The organism is Dokdonella fugitiva (assembly GCF_004342425.1).
Taxonomy (GTDB): domain Bacteria; phylum Pseudomonadota; class Gammaproteobacteria; order Xanthomonadales; family Rhodanobacteraceae; genus Dokdonella_A; species Dokdonella_A fugitiva.
Genome location: NZ_SLWQ01000007.1, coordinates 60,135 through 73,763, shown reverse-complemented (window position 1 = coordinate 73,763; position 13,629 = coordinate 60,135). Strand labels below are relative to the sequence as shown.

Genomic DNA, 13,629 nt, shown 5'->3' with positions numbered 1-13,629 from the left:
CCCGTGGCCGGTAGCGGAGGAAGGCGTCGTCACGCCGGCCGGTCGGCGTGCTGCGGCAGGTCGTCGTGGATCTCGAACCAGTCGGCCTTGGACGCGACGAAGATGTGCGCGCCGGGACAGCGCGCCTGCGGCGTGTCGAGCGTACCCATACGCACGCGTACCTGGTTCACGCCGTCGCGGCGACTCGCCAGCGGCGAACCGCAACGCGTGCAGAACTCGCGCACGAGCATCGGGCTCGAGCGGTACCGGCCGATCGCATCGGCACCGGCGACGATCGCGAAGTCGTCGCCGTCGACGACGACGTTCGCCGCGAACGCCGAGCCGCTCGCCTTGCGGCAGCGCGAGCAATGGCAGAAGTATGCTGCGCCGAGATCGCCGCGGATCTCGTAGCGCACGGTACCGCACAGGCAACTGCCGCCATGCATGTCATGCTCCGCCTGGATGGGGCCGGGATGGGCGTAACGCCCGTCAGTGCGACGGCGTCGTCGCCGCCTCGTCCTTCGCCGGCGCGGCCTCGGACTTGGCCTGCTCCGCGTACGCCTGCGCGACGAAATCGAGCGCCGGGCAGGTCGCCGCATTCGCCGCGACCTCGGCGACGCCGGGGAAGATCGCCTGCGCTTCGGCGAAGGCGGCCTTGCCGGCCTCGGGCCTGGCGTCGACGACGATGGCCTGTGCCCAGCGCCGGTACAGCGCCGCGGCGAGCCAGTAGCGTGTCGCTTCCTGGTTCTCGAGGGCGAGTCCTGCGCGCGCACGCGCGATCGCCCCGTCGTAGTCCTCGCGCTGGCAGAGCAGGAACTGCGCGTATGCGGTGTGGCCGCGCGCCGAGCCGGGTTCGAGTGCGACGAGTCGCCGGAACATCGCGTCCGCGCGGTCGAGCTCGCCGGCGTCGAGATGGAACTCGATGAGTCCTTCCGTTGCGGCGAGGCGCGCCTTGAGCGGTGCCTTTTCGTCGTCGGCGACCTTGCGGTAGTGCTCGCCGGCCTCGATGAACTTGCCCTGGTCGAGCAAGAGGTCGGCCCAGTTGTTGTGCAGCCAGGGATCGTCGCTGCCGAGGCTTTCGGCCTTCTTCAGCGCGGCGATTGCGTCCTCCGGGCGCTTCATGAGCCGGTACAGCTGGCCGCGCAGCACGTACGCTGCCGCATAGGCGGGATCGCTCGCGATCGCCTTGCCGAGCGCTTCGTCCGCGGCTTCGAGCGCGCCGGGCGCGAAGTCGCCGCCGCCGACGTGTCCACTCATCATGCGATAGCGCGCGAGCTCGCGCCATGCGGGTGCATGATGCGGGTTCGCCGCGACGATGGCGTCGAGTTCAGTACGCGCCGTCTCGAGCGGGCTGGCGTCGTCGCCGCGATACGCATCGAGCAGGCCCGCGGCATGGCGCAGCGCCGCGGCGTCGGCCTCGGACAGCGCGGCCTTCGCGGCCGGTTCCGCGGTGGTGAGCGAACACGAAAGCAGCAGGGCGAGCGCGACGGCGACGCGGTTCATCGACAGTCCGTTGGGCAGGGCGGCGGGACGCGCATTCTAGCGCGCCCGCCGCCGGCTTCAGCGCGCCTTGCGCCTGCCTTCGGCGAGCGGGCGCACGTAGGTGAGCAGGCTCGCCAGCGTCTTGCCCGGCTCTTCCCACGGGATCATGTGCGCGGAGCGCTCGAACCACACCGCCTGCTTCGACGGCGCCTGCATCCGCTCGAGCCATGTCGCGGTCGGTGCCGAAGGCGTCGTGTAGTCGTGGCGGCCCATGAACATCACGATCGGGATCGGGAAGCGCCGCACGCCGGTGAAATCGACGGCGAGGAACTCGGGCAGGATGCGGCCGAGCGTGAACACGTTGCCGCGGTCGATCGCGCAGACCGCGTCCGCATCGTAGTCGGGCGACAGCAGTGCGCCGTCGAAGTAGTACTTCGATTCCTCGCGGAACGCGCTGAGCCCGCCGTAGTACTGCGCCCACTTGCGCGCGATGATGATCCGCTCGCGCGTGATCGGCTGGTCGCCCGGATACGGCGCGATCGATTCGAGTTCCTTCACCGCGGCGGTGTTGCCGTGCGCCTTCGCCTGCGCCAGGCCGTAGTCGAAGCTGATGCGCTCGTTCTCGCGCGTGTTCACGACCTGGCCGATGCCGACGTAGGCGTGGAACAGGTCGGGGCGCGCGAGCGCGGCCTTCGTCGCGACGATCGTGCCCCAGCTGTGCGCCATCAGCACGAGCTTGTCCTGGTGATAGCGCTTGCGCACGTATTCGGCGACTTCGATCGCGTCGTCGACGTAACGCTGGATGTGGATCGTGTCGGCGATCGACGCCGGGTCCACGGTCGCGTGGGTCCTGCCGGCGCCGCGCTGGTCCCAGTTGACGATCGTGAAGTACTCCTCCAGCGGTCGCTCGAACTGCCACAGCGTCGGCGTCACCGGCGCGGCGGGGCCGCCGTGCACGAACAGGATGACCGGATTGCGCCGGTCCTGGCCGCGCACGTGCAGCCACTGGTCGATGCCGCCGATCTTGGCCGCGTACGCCTCCTGCACGCCGTCGGGCGCGACGATGCGGTCGAGGTCGCGGATCACTTCGCGCGCCTTCGCGTACGGCGCGACGTCGGGGCAATCCTGCGCGCGCGCGGTCACGGACAGGACGAATGGCAGCAGCAGGGCCAACAGGGCTTTCACGGCGATGACCTCGATCATGGATCGCGCCGGCGAGCGACGCGCGCAAGCCTGCGATGGTAGCAACCGCCCGATGCCGCGCGCGACGTGGCGCGACGCTCGGCGCGCAGGTGGATTCTCGCGTGCCACGCGCCCCCGTTCGTCGAGGAACGGCATGAAGTCCTGGCCGTTCCACGCCGCGATGATCGCGATGCGGCGGCGCAGTTCCTGCCGGAAGTGCGGTTCGAGGTGGGGTCGTCGGTGGCGGGTACGCCGGGCCGGGATCGTCGAGATGGAGCAGGCCGTCGGCGCCATCGCCGACATGGGGTCCAGTCCGACGCCGGCTGCCGGTGCCGATGCGGGCGACCGTCGCGCTCCACGCGCGAGGCGGGAGCGCGGTGCGTGCCGCGTCGGCACGCACCGCCTTCATGTCGCGGTCAGTGCAACGTCCACACGAGGTTGACGCCGATCGAACGTTCCTGCGCGAACGTCGACAGTTCGTCGGCGGTCGCGTAGTAGTTCTCGTCGAACGCGTTGCGCAGGTAGAACTGCAGGTCGAGCCCGTCGCGCAGGCGCCAGCGCAGGTCGGCGTCGACGACGTCGACCGCGTCGCGTTCGACTTCCTCGAAGCCGGGACGGTCCATCTTCCAGCGATGGCTGTAACGCGCGCCGACGCTCCAGTCGCCGCGCGCGTAGCGCGCTTCGAGCTCGGCCGTCACCGGCGGGATGCCGTACAACGGGCGACCGGTCTCGTCGTGGCCGCGCACGACCGCCGCGCTCGCGCGCAGCGCGAGGCCCGGCGCCGGTGCCGCCCAGCCGAGCGCGACTTCGGCACCGTGCAAGGTGCCTTCGCCGACGTTGCCGTAGCCGTTGACATCGGGTGCGAGGTCGGTGAGCTGGATCAGGTCGTCGACGACGTTGCGCCACGCGTGCGCTTCCAAACTCCATGCATCGTCGTGCCAGGCGTAGCCGAGATCGACGCCGCGCGAACGTTCCGAACCGAGATTCGGGTTGCCGACGATCTCGCCCTGCGCGGTGACGCCGCTGTAGTAGCGTTCCTCGAGCGTGGGGAAGCGGTAGCCGGTCGACGCGTTGAACGTGATGCGGTGGCCGTCGGCGGGCGTCCATGCCGCGCCGGCCGTGAACGCGTGGTCGGCGTCGTCGACGCTGGCGCCGCGCTGCTCCTGCTCGACCCAGGTGCGGCGCGCGCCGAACTCGAGCGCGAGCGCATCGGACACGCGCCAGTCGCTCGTCGCGAACAGCGACCAGGCGTCTTCCTTCGCGTTGCGCAGGCTGTAACGCCGGTTGAGTGTCGAGCCCGACGCGTCGTAGGCGGTGACGTCACGCCGGCCGAGGTACTCGATGCCGACGTCGTTGCTGAAGGCGCCGGCGTCGAACGTCTGCTGCACGGTCATGCCGGCATCGACGCTGCTGACGGCGGCGAAGGTGTCGGGCGAGCCGGGACGGCGGTTCCAGGTACCGAGGTACTGGTCGTGCGCGTAGGCGCTCGCCTCGAAACCGCCGTCGTGGCGGATGCGCACGCGGCCGACCGTATGGCTGTCTTCCGGATAGGTCGTGTCACGCGTCGGATAGCGGCTGTTGGACTTGCCGATGTTCTCGGTGCGCGAGGGCAGCAGCAGCGCATCGACGTCGAACGCGCCGAAGCGCTCGCGGTATTGCAGGGTCGCGCTCTCGCGGCGGTAGCTCGTGTTGAGCGGTACGTCGTCGGGCGAGCGGCTGTCGCCGGCCTGGTGCCGCGCGGCGGCGAGCGAGAATCGGTCCGAGCCGAAACCGGCGACGACATTCGCTTCATCACCCGCGGTCGCATAGCCGGCCTGCAGGAACGAGGCATCGAACCAGCGCGGTTCGATCGAGATCGCGCCGCCGAGTGCGCCCGGTCCGTAATGGACCACCGCCGGGCCGCGCGTTACGCGGATGTCGCCGAGCAGGGCGGGTTCGACGAAGGAAATCGGCACGCCGGCGCGACGCTGCGCGCTGAGCGGCATGCCGCCGAGCAGGATCAGGATGCCGTTCGCGCCGCTGCCGCGGATCGAGAACGTCTCGAACAAGCCGTTCTGGCCGGTCGCGCCGACGCCCGGCACGCGCGTGACGAGGTCCTGCACGTCGGACGGTGCCGCGATCGCTTCGTCCCAGCGCACGACGTCGGTCGCGAGTGCGTCCGGGTCGTCGGCCGCGGTGCCCTTGGCGGTGACCAGCACGGTTTCGCCGTGCCATGCGTCCACGGTGTCGCGCCGCCGGCCGCGGCGGCCGTCCTGGTCCTCGTCGAGGTCCTCGTATTCGGCGAGGCTGTCGGGTTTTTCCTCCGCCAGCGCAGGTACGGTCGCGCAGGCGGCCACGCTCAAGGCGGCAGCGAAGGCGCTGCGCGTCAAGGTCTGCAACATGTCGATCCCCCAGAGATCGGCCTCGCCCGGATGGCGAGGTGTCCACCCAGTCTAGGAAGACCGGTCAGTGTGGAAATCAGCCATTGGACCCAGTCGAAATCAGCCTGCAGGCGTAGTGTGGCCTGGAGCCGCTCACCCGAACACGAGGTCCGCGGCGAGGACGCCGTCCAGCGCGCGCAGCGCATCGGCGAGCGCGGGATTGGCGCGCACCCGCCATTCGTTGCCGAGTTCGATCTCGGCCTGGCCGGTCGCATTGCGATAGCTCAGGCGCACGAGCGTGTGGCCGCCGCGGTGGCCCGCCAGCGCGCCGTGCAGGCGCGCGGCGAAGGTGCCGTCGACGCCATTGAGGCGCAGGCGCAGCACGCGTGCGCGGCGCTCGCAGGCCGCCTCGAGCGTGGCGACGTTCTGCACGCGCAACTGGTAGCCACCGGAGAAGTCGTCCATGCCGAGGCCACCTTGGAAGACGAGGATCGCGTCGCGCGTGAGCAGCGGCCCGAACTCGATCCAGGTCTCGCGGTAGAGCACGGCCTCGAACCGGCCCGATCCGTCCTCGACGGTGACGAACGCACGGTTGTCGCCCTGTTTGCGCAGCGCCACGACGGAACCGGCGAGCGTGAATGCCTGCAGGTCGGCGAAGCGGCTGCGGCCTTCGCGCGCCGGTGGCCGGTAGTGCTTGTCGATCTCGCCGATCGCGCAGGTCGTGATCGCGCCGAGCAGGTCGCGCCAGGCGTCGGTCGGATGCCCCGAGAGATAGTGGCCGAGCGTGTCGCGCTCGCCGGCGAGGCGCTGCGCGACCGGCCATTCGTCGACCTCGGGCAGGACGATCCGGGTCGGGCTGGCCGCCGTCGCCGCGCTGCCGAAGATGTCGAACTGGCCCGCTTCGGCGTTGCGCGCCTGCTGCTCGGCCGCGCGCATCGCCTCGGGCAGTTGCGCGGCGAGGCTCGCGCGGTTCTTCGCCAGCGCATCGAGCGAGCCGGACAGGATCAGCGCCTCGTAGACGCGCTTGTTGAGCTTGGTCGCGTCGACGCGCGCGCAGAGGTCGGCGAGGTCGGTGTACGGGCCGCGCCGGCGTGCCTCGACGATGCTCTCGACCGCGCCGCGGCCGACGCCCTTCACCGCGCCGAGGCCGTAGCGGATCGTCCTCGCGTCGGTCGCCTCGAACATGTAGTTCGACGCGTTGATGTCCGGCGGCAGCACCTCGAGGCCGAGCGCGCGCGCTTCGCCGAGGAAGTTCACCACCTTGTCGGTGTTGTCCATGTCCGAGGACAGCACCGCCGCCATGAACTCGGCCGGGTAGTGCGCCTTCAGCCATGCGGTCTGGTACGAGACGAGCGCGTACGCGGCGGCGTGCGACTTGTTGAAGCCGTAGCCGGCGAACTTCTCCATGAGGTCGAACACGGCGTCCGCCTTCGCCTCGGCGACGCCGTTGGCGGCCGCACCTTCGCGGAAGATTGCGCGGTGCCTGGCCATTTCCTCGACCTTCTTCTTGCCCATCGCGCGGCGCAACAGGTCGGCGCCGCCGAACGTGTAGCCGCCGACGATCTGCGCCATCTGCATGACCTGTTCCTGGTAGACCATGATGCCGTAGGTCTCTTTCAGGACAGGCTCGACGCGCGGGTCGGGATATTCGATCGGCTCGCGGCCGAGCTTGCGCGCGCAGTAACTCGGGATGAGGTCCATCGGGCCCGGGCGATACAGCGCACCGAGCGCGATGATGTCCTCGAAGCGGTCGGGCTTGGCGTCCTTGAGCGCGCCCTGCATGCCGCGTGATTCGAACTGGAACACCGCCACGGTCTGTGCCTTGCGCAGCAAGGCGAACACCGCCGGGTCGTCGAGCGGGATCGTCGCGATGTCGATCGGCGCTTCGCCGGCGAGCCTGCGCCGTGCATTGATCGCCTTCACCGCCCAGTCGATGATCGTGAGCGTGCGCAGGCCGAGGAAGTCGAACTTGACGAGGCCGACCGCCTCGACGTCGTCCTTGTCGTACTGCGTGACGACGCCGTCGCCGCCCTCGGAATAGAGCGGCGCGTACTCGTGCAGCGGGCCGGGCGCGATGACGACGCCGCCGGCGTGCTTGCCCGCGTTGCGCGTGAGGTCCTCGAGCTTGAGCGCGAGGTCGACCAGCTCGCGCGCTTCCTCGTCGCTCTCGTACAGCGCCTTGAACTCGGACACGACGCGGTCAGGTTCCTTGCGCGATTTCTCCGAGCGGCCGAGCGCGTCCTCGAGCGTGAGGTCGAGCGGCATCTTCGGGATCAGCTTGGCGATGCGGTCTACCTGGCCGTAGGGCATGCCGAGCACGCGGCCGGTGTCGCGCAGCACCGCCTTCGCGGCCATCGTGCCGTAGGTGATGATCTGGCTGACGCGGTCGCGGCCGTACTTGCGCGCGACGTAGTCGATCACCTCGTCGCGCCGGTCCATGCAGAAGTCGACGTCGAAGTCCGGCATCGACACGCGCTCGGGATTGAGGAAGCGTTCGAACAGCAGGCCGTAGCGCAGCGGATCGAGGTCGGTGATGCCGAGCGCGTAGGCGACCAGCGAGCCCGCGCCGGAGCCGCGGCCCGGGCCGACCGGGATGTCGTTCGACTTCGCCCAGTTGATGAAGTCGGCGACGATGAGGAAGTAGCCGGGAAACCCCATCTGCACGATCACGTCGAGCTCGCGATCGAGCCGGCGCACGTAGTCGTCGCGCGTGAAGCCGGGGGCTTCCGGCCGCGCCGCGAGGCGCCGCAGCAGGCCCTCGTGTGCCTGCGAACGGATGTAGCTGTCGAGCGTGTGCTCGGCCGGTACCGGGAACGCGGGCAGGAAGTAGGTGCCGAACGAGAGTTCGAGGTTGCAGCGCTTGGCCAGCTCGACCGTGTTCTCGAGCAGCTCCGGCAGGTCGGCGAAGGCCTGCGCCATCTCGCGCGGCGACTTCAGGTACTGCTCGGGCGTGTACTCGCGCGGCCGCTTGGGATCGGCCAGCACGCGGCCGGCGTGGATGCACACGCGCGCCTCGTGGGCCTCGAAGTCGTCGCGCACGAGGAAGCGCACGTCGTTGCTCGCGACCATCGGCAGGTCGAAGCGCGTGGCGAGGTCGAGCGCGCCGGCGAGGAAGGCGTCCTCGTGCGCGCGGTGCACGCGCGTCGCCTCGAGGTAGCAGCGCTCGGGGAAATGCGTGCGCCACCAGTCCGTGCGCGCGCGCGCCGCCTCGTCGCGGCCGGCGAGCAACAGGCGGCCGATGTCGCTGTCCTGCCCGGCGAGCACGATCAGCCCGTGGTTCGCCTCGGCCAGCCAGCCCGCCTCGACGAGCGCATGGTCGCCATGGCGGTTTTCCGCATAGGCGCGCGAAACCAGGCGCGACAGGTTGAGGTAGCCGGCGCGGTCCTGGCACAGCACGGTCACGCGCTGCGGGCGGGCGCGGTCGTCCGGGTCGGCGAGCCAGAGGTCGCAGCCCGCGATCGGCTTGATGCCGGCGCTTTCGGCCGCCTTGTAGAACTTCACCAGCGCGAACAGGTTGCTCTGGTCGGTCAGCGCGACCGCGGGCATGTCCGCCTGCGCGCATGCGGTGACGAGGTCACCGACGCGGATCGTCGAATCGGTCAGCGAATACTCGCTGTGGACGTGCAGGTGGACGAAACCGGGGGGCATGGGCGCAGCGGACGCGGGGATGGTCCAGCCTAGTCGCTGCCCCTGCCTGCGGCAAGGTTGACAAGGAGCCCGTGTATCGCGTCGCGACCGCGGGGCCGGTCAGTCCCCGACGATGCCGAGCCGGCCGAAGGCGTAGGCATGGAACGACGCGAGTACGGCCTTGTCGGCGCAGTCCTGGAATCGCCCCGCGCAGCGCTCGCGCAGGCGCGCGTTCGCCTCGAAGTAACTGCCGCGCGGGAGGCCCGCGGCGTCGAGCACGAGGCCGGCGAGATAGGCGATGTCGAGCGGTTGCCCCGGCTGCAGCGCCGCCACGCCGGCGATGTTGCTGTCGATGCGGTAGTAGGTGAGCGTGCCGGCGCGGTCGGCGAGCGCGGGCGGCAACGCGCTCGCGAGCGAAGCCTCGATGCCGTCGAACGACGGATGGTGGTCGCCGAAATGCGCGAACACGACCGGCCGCCCCGCGGCGAACAGGTAGTCGCGCAGCTTCGCCAGCGCCTGCTGCGACTGCTGCAGGCGGTAGAGGTAGGTGCCGATGTTGCGGTTCGCGCGCGCGTCGAGGCGTGGCGCGGGCGGCTCGTTCCACGGCGGCGGCAGCGCGTCGAGCGGTTGGTCGTGCGGGCCGTGTTGGCGCATCGTGAGCACCATGAGGAACAGCGGCCGGTCGTCTTCGGCGCGCAGCCGGCGGTGGATCGCCTCGACCCGGTCGACGAGTTCGATGTCGGTCGTCTCCCATTGCAGGCCCAGTTCCTGCGCGTCGTGGAATTCGTCGAAGCCGTAATCCCTGTATGCCTCGGCGGCGCGCACGAAGCGCCGCGGCATCGGATAGATCGCGACGGTGCGATAGCCGAGCGCCCTGAGATGGCGCGGCAGGCTCTCGTGCAGGCGTGGTGCGAGGTTGTACGGTGCGTACAGGCCGGCCGGGCCGAACAGCGTGTGCGGCAGGCCGGCGAGGAACGCGAATTCGCTCGTCCAGGTGCCGCCCCCGTAGGTGTGCACGCGCAAGAGGCCGTGCGCGCGCGTCCAGGCGTCGGCGCCGAACAGGTCGAACTGGCAGCGCGGGCTCGTGCAGTCGGCCCACGAGCGCGGGTCGAGCGTGCTCTCCTCGAGCACCGCGACGAGGTCAGGGCGCGTCATCGCGGCGGCTTGCGCCGTGGCGCCTCCCCAGTCGTAGGCCGACGCGTCGCCATCATGTGCCGGCAAGCTCACACGCATGCGGCCGATCGAGCGCAGGAAGGTCGTCACCGGGTTGCGCTGGCCCTGTTCGAGGAAGTCCCATGCGGGCACCGCGTACACCTGCGCGAACGGGCCTTGCGGCCACGCCAGCGCGAGCAGCCCCGACAACGCGGCGAACGCCGACAAGCCGTGCACGCGCCGGCGCCCATGCCACCAGCCCGGCGATTCGAGTCGCCAGAGCGCGATCGCGAAGAGGGGAGCGACCAGCAGCACCGCGATGCATTTGCGCAGCATCGCCGGGTAGTGCTCGATCACCTCGCTGAACAAGGTATTGCCGAGGTAGCGCACGTCGGGTGCGAACAAGGGCTCGTGCAGGTAGGCGAGCTTGAGCGTGCTGACCAGCCAGATGGTTCCCGCCGCGGCGGCGGAGACGAGGAAGCCGAACGCGGCGCGCCCGCTCGCGACCGCGACGAAGGCGCCGAATGCGAGCATCAGCGAGATGCAATAGAGGCGCGCGGCGAGGTCCGCCTCGCTGCCGCAGATGCGGAACACGATCAGCGCGAATGCGCCGAAGCCGGACACCCGCGCGATCGCGCGCCACGCCGTCCTGTCGAACACCGTTGAAATCCCTTTCGCAATGGCCGTCGCCCTACGGACGGTCCACGCAAGTGTACCGTCGCAGTCGGTCGCACCGCGCAGATGCGGTTTGCGCAGACGCCGCCATGCAGGCCGGCGTGCGGACCTCAGTCGAAGCCGTCGGCGAGGATCGTGTCCGCGGCCTGCGTGTCGTTCACGAGTTCGAACAAGCCGCAGGCACCGGGCGCGTCGAACGGCGAGGCGGTGACGATCACCCAGTACGAGCCTTCGGGCAGCGGGTCGACCGATGCCGGCCTGCCGGCGTCGCCGGTCGCGATGCAGGTACCCGTGCCGCAATCACCCGCCGGCAGTACGCAGACCGACGGCGTGAACTGGCTGGCGAAGACGCCGAAGGTGACCGAACTCGGATGCTCGAGGGTGAAATCCAGCACCGCGCCCGGGCCGGACACGGCGCCGCCGTCGAACATCTGGCCACAGCTCGTCGTTTCGACCATGCCGCCCGGCGGCAAGGGCAGGGGCGAGCCACAGGTCTGTGCGAGCGTCGCACCGGCAAACGATCCGAACAGGCAGGCCGCCGCGAGGCGGCAGGTCATCGAGTGCACGCGAGTCATCTCACATCCCCTCCGGCCGCGGCGCGGCATGCGGAGCATTCTTCAGCCAGTGCACAAGGATACTCCGATCGCCTGCGGGTGCCAGCGCGCGGCCGCCATGCCGTTCAGGTATCGCCGGCCTGTCCGTTTCGCTGCGCAGCGCGCCGGGACGCGCGTCGCCCGCTGCGCCGAGGTCCGCATCCTTCCGAAATGCACCAGCCCCGCGGGAGCGGCTCAGAACAGTTCGGGTTCGAGCAGCCGGCGCACCGGCTCGAAGCCGCGCCGATGGATCGGGCAGGGGCCGAGGCGTTCGAGCGCGCCGAGATGCTCGGGCGTGGAATAGCCCTTGTGGCGCGCGAAGCCGTAGCCGGGATGGGCGCCGTCGAGTTCGCGCATGATGCGGTCGCGTTCGGTCTTGGCAAGGATCGAGGCGGCGCCGATCGCGGGCTCGGTCGCGTCGCCGTCGACAATTGCGCGGGCGCGGCAGGGCAGGTTCTTCGGCAGGCGGTTGCCGTCGATGAGGGCGAGCGCGGGCGCGGCCTGCAGCGCGCGCAGCGCGCGCTCCATGCCGACGAGGGTCGCGCCGAGGATGTTCAGGCGCTCGATCTCGTCGATGTCCACCGCGACCACCGACCAGGCCAGCGCCTGCGCGCGGATGCGCGGCGCGAGTTCGTCGCGCTGCGCCTCGCTCAGCACCTTGGAGTCGGCGAGGCCGTCGATCGGCCGGCGCGGATCGAGGATCACCGCGGCGACGACGACCGGCCCCGCGAGCGGGCCGCGCCCTGCCTCGTCGACGCCGGCGACGCGCCGGAAGCGCAGCCCGCTCATTCGTGCAACTCGCCGAGCGTGGCGAAGATGTAGTCGTGGTACGACGCGACCAACTTCGTGTCCTTGCAGTCGAGGTAACGGCCCTTGCAGCGTTCGCGCAGCAGCGTATTGGCCTGGTAGTACGCGTCCTTCGGCACCCCGGCGACGTCGAGCACGAGCGAGCCGAGGAACGAGATGTCCAGCACCGGGTAATCGTAGCGCTGGCGCACCGGGAAATTCGACTTGATCATGTAATAGGTCACCCAGTGCGCGATCGGTCCCGCCTCCTTCGGCACGTCCTTGGGGATCTCGTTGATCGCGCCGTCGAACGACGGCTGGTGGTCGCCGAAATGGGCGAGGACGGCGGGATGCTGGCCGTCGAGCAGGAATTTCTCCAGGTCGGCGAGCATCGCGTCGGACTGCCCGAGCCGCTCGAGGTAGTTGCCGAGGTTCATGTTGAGCCACTCGTCGAGCGCCTTCGGCTTGAACCTGCCGGGGAACAGCGGCTTGTCGTACGGTGGCGGCAGCTCGGCCAGCGGCGTCATGTGCGGGCCGTGCTGGTGGAGGGTCAGCATGAAGACGAACAGCGGCGTGTCGGGGTGCACGCGCTTCTCGTCCGCGTACACCCGCTCGAACACCTCGAGCAGGTCGGCGTCGTGGCTGGTCCAGCCGAGGCCGTATTCGGTGCCGTCGTAGAACGCGTCGAAGCCGTAGTAGTCGTAGGCATTGCGCGCATTGAGGAAGTCGCCACTCATCGGGTACAGCGCGACGGCGCGATAGCCGGCGCGCTTGAATGCATGCGGCAGCGTGTAGGCGACGCGCGGCGCGAGGTTGTACGGCGCATACAGGCCGGCGTTGCCGAACAGCGTGTGGGCGAGGCCGGTGAGCGCGGAGAATTCGCTCGTCCAGGTGCCGCCGCCGAACGTGTGCACGGTCATCGGCCCGTGCGCGCGCGTGCGCTTGTCCGCGTCGAACATGCGGCGGCGGCACTGCGGGATCGTGCACAGCTTGAGGATGCGCGGGTCGAACGTGCTCTCCTCGAGCACGAGCACGACGTCGGGCAGCTTAGGCGGCGCCTGCATCGGCCGCGCGAGTTTCCATTCGATGCTGCGGTCGACGTCGGGCGGGCTCTTCGGCTCGTTGATGACCGTGTCGTTGAACGAGGTGAAGAAGTCGGTGAGGAAGCTCTTGTCGTTGATCGCGATCCACATCGGCTTGCCGAATACGCCGTTGAACGGACCGTCCGGCGAAACGCACGCGACGAGCAGGCCGCAGGCGGCGAGCGTGCCCGCCATGCGCGCGGCGGCGCGCTGCGCGCGCGGGCGCGCGGCGAACAGCGCCGGGCGCTCGCCCATGAACGACAGCACGAGGAGCAGCGGCACCAGCAGGATCGCCGCGAGGCTGACGCCGAGCAGCAGCGGGTAGTGCGTGATGACCTCGATCGTGCCGCTGTTGACGAAGTACTGCAGGTCCGGCGCCAGCACCGGCGTCTGCAGGTAGAGGAACTTGAGGCGGCCGGCGACCTCCACCATGCCGAACAGCAGGCTCGCCAGCAGCAGCGAGAACGCGACGCGCGCGCTGGCGAAAGCCGCGGCCAGCACGCCGAGCGCGACGAGGGCGGAGGCGAACACCTTCTCGTCCACCGTGTTCTCGGCGAGCGGACCGAACACGACGAGCACGGCGAACGCGGCGAGCGCGAATGCGCGCAACCGTCGCGTGCGGCGGGGCGTGGGACTCGTCGTCATGCGGCGGCGGGAGGCATGCGCGGCATCCTGCGCATGCGTGCCGATGGCGTCAACCCGCGGTGCAGC

The 13,629-nt window shown here is 70.0% G+C and carries 9 protein-coding genes; all 9 read right to left on the bottom strand.

Annotated elements, in window-relative coordinates; translation table 11 throughout:
• Positions 1–29: 29 nt before the first annotated feature.
• The 9 genes from EV148_RS12890 to EV148_RS12850 all read right to left on the bottom strand — a co-directional run bounded on the left by EV148_RS12890 (position 30) and on the right by EV148_RS12850 (position 13,563).
• The gene (locus EV148_RS12890) at positions 30–425 is read right to left on the bottom strand and encodes a GFA family protein (protein ID WP_131998888.1); all 396 of its coding nucleotides are present in this window, start codon (positions 423–425) and stop codon (positions 30–32) included.
• 43 nt (positions 426–468) lie between these two features.
• Positions 469–1,482: a tetratricopeptide repeat protein gene (locus EV148_RS12885; RefSeq protein WP_131998886.1), complete on the bottom strand. Its 1,014-nt coding sequence runs from the start codon at positions 1,480–1,482 to the stop codon at positions 469–471.
• Between the two features lie 57 nt (positions 1,483–1,539).
• Complete coding sequence (locus EV148_RS12880; protein ID WP_241988083.1) at positions 1,540–2,646, bottom strand: alpha/beta fold hydrolase; 1,107 nt, start codon at positions 2,644–2,646, stop codon at positions 1,540–1,542.
• 413 nt (positions 2,647–3,059) lie between these two features.
• A complete protein-coding gene (locus tag EV148_RS12875; protein WP_131998882.1) occupies positions 3,060–5,024 on the bottom strand; it encodes a TonB-dependent receptor in 1,965 nt (654 codons plus the stop codon).
• Positions 5,025–5,156: 132 nt separating this feature from the next.
• A complete protein-coding gene (gene dnaE / locus EV148_RS12870; RefSeq protein ID WP_131998880.1) occupies positions 5,157–8,651 on the bottom strand; it encodes a DNA polymerase III subunit alpha in 3,495 nt (1,164 codons plus the stop codon).
• Positions 8,652–8,750: 99 nt separating this feature from the next.
• Positions 8,751–10,442 (bottom strand): sulfatase-like hydrolase/transferase, encoded by a 1,692-nt coding sequence (locus EV148_RS12865; RefSeq protein ID WP_131998878.1) that lies wholly within the window; start codon positions 10,440–10,442, stop codon positions 8,751–8,753.
• 125 nt (positions 10,443–10,567) lie between these two features.
• Positions 10,568–11,032, bottom strand: coding sequence for a hypothetical protein (locus EV148_RS12860; RefSeq protein ID WP_131998876.1), 465 nt, complete (start codon positions 11,030–11,032; stop codon positions 10,568–10,570).
• A gap of 213 nt (positions 11,033–11,245) precedes the next feature.
• Complete coding sequence (gene rnhB / locus EV148_RS12855) at positions 11,246–11,839, bottom strand: ribonuclease HII (protein WP_131998874.1); 594 nt, start codon at positions 11,837–11,839, stop codon at positions 11,246–11,248.
• A complete protein-coding gene (locus EV148_RS12850; protein ID WP_131998872.1) occupies positions 11,836–13,563 on the bottom strand; it encodes a sulfatase-like hydrolase/transferase in 1,728 nt (575 codons plus the stop codon). The genes rnhB and EV148_RS12850 overlap by 4 nt, the downstream gene beginning before the upstream one ends.
• Positions 13,564–13,629 lie beyond the last annotated feature (66 nt).

What these genes read in the sequence shown, in the direction of transcription:
- dnaE (WP_131998880.1), bottom strand. Translation starts at nt 8,651, where the DNA reads ATGCCCCCCGGTTTCGTCCACCTGCACGTCCACAGCGAGTATTCGCTG.
- EV148_RS12885 (WP_131998886.1), bottom strand. Translation starts at nt 1,482, where the DNA reads ATGAACCGCGTCGCCGTCGCGCTCGCCCTGCTGCTTTCGTGTTCGCTC.
- EV148_RS12890 (WP_131998888.1), bottom strand. Translation starts at nt 425, where the DNA reads ATGCATGGCGGCAGTTGCCTGTGCGGTACCGTGCGCTACGAGATCCGC.
- EV148_RS12850 (WP_131998872.1), bottom strand. Translation starts at nt 13,563, where the DNA reads ATGACGACGAGTCCCACGCCCCGCCGCACGCGACGGTTGCGCGCATTC.
- EV148_RS12860 (WP_131998876.1), bottom strand. Translation starts at nt 11,032, where the DNA reads ATGACTCGCGTGCACTCGATGACCTGCCGCCTCGCGGCGGCCTGCCTG.
- EV148_RS12875 (WP_131998882.1), bottom strand. Translation starts at nt 5,024, where the DNA reads ATGTTGCAGACCTTGACGCGCAGCGCCTTCGCTGCCGCCTTGAGCGTG.
- rnhB (WP_131998874.1), bottom strand. Translation starts at nt 11,839, where the DNA reads ATGAGCGGGCTGCGCTTCCGGCGCGTCGCCGGCGTCGACGAGGCAGGG.